This is a genomic window from Streptomyces phyllanthi (assembly GCF_009377205.1).
Classification (GTDB): Bacteria; Actinomycetota; Actinomycetes; order Streptomycetales; family Streptomycetaceae; genus Streptomyces; species Streptomyces phyllanthi.
Genome location: NZ_VJZE01000603.1, coordinates 1 through 4571, shown reverse-complemented (window position 1 = coordinate 4571; position 4571 = coordinate 1). Strand labels below are relative to the sequence as shown.

Annotated in this window: 5 protein-coding genes; 2 read left to right on the top strand and 3 right to left on the bottom strand. The window is 73.4% G+C overall.

Annotation, left to right across the window (positions count from 1 at the left end; genetic code table 11):
- Positions 1 to 1077: O-antigen ligase family protein (locus FNH04_RS41845; RefSeq protein WP_322725407.1), on the top strand; the 1077-nt coding region annotated here is incomplete at its 5' end.
- Positions 1078 to 1108: 31 nt separating this feature from the next.
- Here the strand turns inward: FNH04_RS41845 and FNH04_RS41840 are convergent.
- Together FNH04_RS41840 and FNH04_RS41835 are read right to left on the bottom strand one after the other, a co-directional pair.
- Positions 1109 to 1669, bottom strand: coding sequence for a hypothetical protein (locus FNH04_RS41840; RefSeq protein ID WP_152791471.1), 561 nt, complete (start codon positions 1667 to 1669; stop codon positions 1109 to 1111).
- A 95-nt stretch (positions 1670 to 1764) separates the two neighbouring features.
- Positions 1765 to 2550, bottom strand: coding sequence for a glutamate racemase (locus tag FNH04_RS41835; RefSeq protein ID WP_322725405.1), 786 nt, complete (start codon positions 2548 to 2550; stop codon positions 1765 to 1767).
- A gap of 58 nt (positions 2551 to 2608) precedes the next feature.
- Between FNH04_RS41835 and FNH04_RS41830 the strand changes: the two genes are divergently transcribed.
- Positions 2609 to 3778, top strand: coding sequence for a glycosyltransferase (locus FNH04_RS41830; protein ID WP_152791472.1), 1170 nt, complete (start codon positions 2609 to 2611; stop codon positions 3776 to 3778).
- Positions 3779 to 3884: 106 nt separating this feature from the next.
- Here the strand turns inward: FNH04_RS41830 and FNH04_RS41825 are convergent.
- Positions 3885 to 4571 (bottom strand): TerD family protein (locus tag FNH04_RS41825; protein ID WP_456154886.1); only part of this gene is annotated, 687 nt, incomplete at its 5' end.

The following is a 4571-nucleotide window of genomic DNA, read 5'->3' as shown; positions in this document are numbered from 1 at the left end:
ACGTTACGTCTCTCCCCCGCGGCCGACGCGGCGGCCGCGGGGGAGAGACGTAACGTTTCGGACACCGCGGGTGTGATCCTGCTCGGCACGTGCGCGGCCTGGTCGCTGATCACGGCTGCCGCGCACGACGGCCGCCCGGAGGGGATGCTGCTGGCGGTACTGGCCCTGGCCGCGGGGTACGCCTCGGGCCGGATCTGCGGGGCGCTCCTGCCGGTCGCCGCTCCCTGCGCCGCCGCCCTGATCGCCTGGGGTCTGGCGACCACCACTCCGCACTTCGTCACCGATTCGCCTCTGATCGGCCCGCTCGGCCGCACGGGCGCGACCACCGCGCTGCTGGTTCTGGCGACGGGGGCCGCGTGCTGTGCGGCCTGGGCGGCCCGTGGTCCGGTGCTGCGGTCGGTACTGCGTCTGCCGGCCGCCGGGGTCACGGTGACCGCGGCCCTGCTGGGCTCGGCCACGGCCACCGCGGCCTGCGCCGCGGTGCTGCTGTGCTCGCTCGCGGCGGCCCGGGTGCGCCGCCGGGTCCCGGGTCTCGTGGGCCTCGGTCTGGCCACGGCCCTGGCGACCGGGACGGCCTGGGCGGTCGCCGAAGGTGTCCTGCCGGACGGGCTGACGGACTCCCTGGAGGGGCAGCTCACCCCGCACCGGGTGCAGTTGTGGCGCGACGCGCTCGACATGGCCCACCGGGAACCGGCTCTCGGTGTGGGCCCGGGACGCTTCGGGGAGCTCAGCCCCACGGTCGCGCAGTCACTGACGCCCGACGGCAAGCCGCACTCCGCCCCGCTCCAGCTGGCAGCCGAGCAGGGGCTGGTCGGCGTGGCCCTGCTGGCCGCCGTTTTCTGCTGGGTGCTGTGCGCGCTGTGGCGGGCCGCACGCCCCACGCCGGTGGTCCTCACGGCGGGCGCGTCCCTGACCGCGCTCGCGGTCGTCGCGACGGTCGGGAACGCGTTGAGCTTCACCGCCGTGACGGCGGGCGCGGGGGTGGTCGCGGGGATCGCGACGGCACGGCCGATGGTGGACGCGGGGGCGCGGCACGAGGACGGCACGCGCGCGCGTGGTGATCGGTCGGAGCAGTGAGAGCGCGGCCGGTTCGGGAGCGCCGGGACCGTCAGCGCGCCGCTCTCGACGGTGCCGGGCTCAGCCGGTCGCGGATGACCTGTACGGCCGTCTCGGCGTTGTCCACCGTGATCGTGAACGTATGGCCGTCCTTGAGGCTGAGCACCACTCCCTCGCCGCGCCGGACGACGACTGCGGTGCCCTTCTCGGGCCGCCAGCGATAGCCCCAGCCGCCCCAGTGACGCGGGGTGACACGCGGTGCGAAGTCGGCGGCGACCACCTGTGAGAGGGGGATGCGCCGACGCGGCAGGCCGATGTGGCCGCAGCGCACCTCGAGATGGCCCTTGTCGACCTTCACGGCGACGTGCACGAACGCGAGCGTGCCGAACAGGACCAGCAGGCCCGCCATGATGCAGCCGACGACCGACATGACGAGCGGGACGACGCCCGAGGTCCACGCGGAGTCGACGGCCAGCTCGATACCGAGCGCCATGAAGGCGGCCCCGGCGAGCGCCAGCAGCCACTGGGCGCGGTTGGTGGCGCGCCCGATCCAGACTTCGGGATACGCGGCACCGTCAGGGGCACCGCTCTCGCCGTGGGGGTGGTCCCTCATGGCTATGAGACTACTCAGATTCCGCTGTGCGGGCACCTGGTCGCGGAGCGTCACCGGTCCGGCCGGGCGTTTGGCCGAAGGTCGTCCGTCAGCGCTCAGCGCGCGGGGCTCACCGCCTGCAGGAAGCGGCCCTCCTCGTACGCCAGAGCGGATGCCGGGAGGAGCTCTTCACGCCCGCTGAGGATGACGGTCAGAGTGCCGTCGGCAGGCGCCTCCGGCGCGGGCAACTCGTTGATCCTGCGCAGGGCCTGGGCGGCGACGGCGACGGCCGAGCCGTGCAGGACGAGCGGTGGCAGACCGGCCTGCTGCACCGCCGCGCGGATACGCTCGGCGACGAGTTCGTAATGGGTGCAGCCCAGGACAACGGTCGTTACATCGGTCGGGGTGCGCTCCGCGGCGTCGGCGATCGCGGCGTCGATGGCCGCCTCGTCCGCGTACTGCACCGCCTCGGCGAGCCCCGGGCACGCGACCTCCGTGACGGTCACGCCGTCGGCGAAGTCCCGGATGAGACCGCGCTGGTAGGGGCTGCCCGTGGTGGCGGGCGTGGCCCAGATGGCGACGGGTCCGCCACCCGCCGCGGCGGGCTTGATCGCCGGCACCGTGCCGATGACCGGCAGGTCCGGTTCGAGACGGGCGCGCAGGGTGGGCAAGGCGTGCACCGAGGCGGTGTTGCAGGCGACGATCAGGGCGTCCGGGCGGTGCGTGGCGGCCGCTTCGGCGACGGCGAGCGAGCGGGCCCTGATGTCCTCCGGGGTGCGCGGTCCCCAGGGCATGCCGTCGGGGTCCGAGGAGAGGACGAGATCGGCGTCGGGTCGCAGACGGCGCACCGCGGCGGCGGCCGCCAGCAGTCCGATTCCGGTGTCCATGAGCGCGATCTTCACCCGGGCACCTTATCGGATCGGCTTCGACGGCCCGGAGCGGTGGGGCAGACTGCGACGGATGAGTGCCCTCGCGTGGACCGCCGGCCTGTCCCTGGCCGTCTGGCTGTGGCTGCTGCTCGGCCAGGGCCTCTTCTGGCGTACCGACGTCCGCCTGCCGCCGCGCCGGGAACCCGACGTCTGGCCGTCCGTCGGCGTCGTCGTACCCGCGCGGGACGAGGCGTCCGTACTCCCCGAGAGCCTGCCCTCGCTCCTGGCGCAGGACTATCCGGGACACGCGGAGGTCTTCCTGGTCGACGACGGCAGTTCGGACGGCACCGGTGTGCTGGCACGCGAGCTCTCACGGCGGCACGGCGGTCTGCCGCTCACCGTCTCCTCCCCCGGAGAGCCTCCCGCGGGCTGGACGGGCAAGCTCTGGGCCGTACGGCACGGAATCGGGCTGGCCCGCGCGCGTGGGCCCGAGTTCCTGCTGCTGACGGACGCGGACATCGCGCACGGGCCGGACAGTCTGCGGGAGTTGGTGGCGGCGGCGCGCACCGGCGGGTTCGACCTCGTGTCGCAGATGGCCCGGCTGCGCGTGGAGAGCGCGTGGGAGCGGCTGGTCGTGCCCGCCTTCGTCTACTTCTTCGCGCAGCTCTATCCGTTCCGTCGGGTCCGCGTACGGGGCTCGCGGACGGCGGCCGCGGCCGGCGGATGTGTGCTGCTGCGGACGGAGACGGCCGGGCGTGCCGGAATCCCGGACACCATCCGGCACGCCGTCATCGACGACGTGGCGCTCGCGAGGGCGGTCAAGAGCGGCGGCGGCCATATCTGGCTGGGGCTGGCGGAGCGGGTGGACAGTGTGCGTCCGTACCCGCGGCTGCACGACCTGTGGCGCATGGTCTCGCGCAGCGCGTACGCCCAGCTGCGGCACAACCCTCTGCTGCTCGCCGGCACGGTGACCGGTCTAGCCGTGGTCTATCTGGTGCCGCCGGTGGCGTTCGTCGCGGGCCTCGTCGCGGGGAGTACGGCGGCCGCGGTCGCCGGCGGGCTCGCGTGGCTGTTGATGACAGCGACGTACGTGCCGATGCTCCGCTATTACGGGCAGCCTCTTCCCCTCGCCCCCCTGCTGCCGTTCACGGCTTTGCTGTACCTCTTCATGACGGTCGATTCGGCGGTGCAGCACTACAGGGGGCGGGGCGCGGCCTGGAAGGGCCGTACGTATGCGCGCCCCGCCCCCGAGCAGCGGTGAGGGCGGCCCCTCGCCACGCTTCACCGCTCTTCGCCGCTCTTCGCCGCTGTTCTCCAGTGCCTCTCCTCTGGGCCTCTCCTCCGCCCAGGCCTCTCCTCCGCCCGGGTCACTTCCTGCCCGGCGTCCAGTTCATGCCCCACCCATAGGCGTAGTCGACCGTGCGCTGGGGACTGACGCCACGCTCGGGGACCAGGTAGCGCGCCTCGCGCTGGACGACCAGGTCGCCGCCCTGGTTGGTGATCAGGGCGAGCGCGCACACCGTGGAGGGGACCGTGCACTCGTCCAGGGAGAAGTCGACGGGCGCGCCGTGCTGGGGCTGGAGGGTGACCGTGGCGTGCAGGTCGGCGAAGGAGCGGGCGCCTTCGTAGATGGTCACGAAGATGAGGATGCGCCGGAAGGCGTCCTTGTGGTCGAGGTTGACGGTGAGGTTCTCACCGCTCGCCATGGCTCCGGTGCGGTCGTCGCCGTCGAGGTGGATGTACGGCGGCTGGTGCAGCGCGCCGAAGGCGTTGCCGAGCGACTGCACCACGCCCTTGCTGCCGTCGGACAGCTCGAACAGGGCGCACAGGTCGAGGTCGAGGTCGGCGTGCATGGCGACGGACCGGCCCAGTTTGCTCGCCCAGCCCGAGAACTGCTTGCGCACCTGCCAGTTCAGGTTCACCCGCAGGGCGCCGGACGTGCCGCCCTGCTTGGTCAGCGAGACCGCGGGGGCCTCCTTGGTCAGGGTGACCTTGGTCAGGCGGACCGGAGCCGGGGACGCGGTGGGGGTCGGCGGAGCGGTCACGGGCGGCGG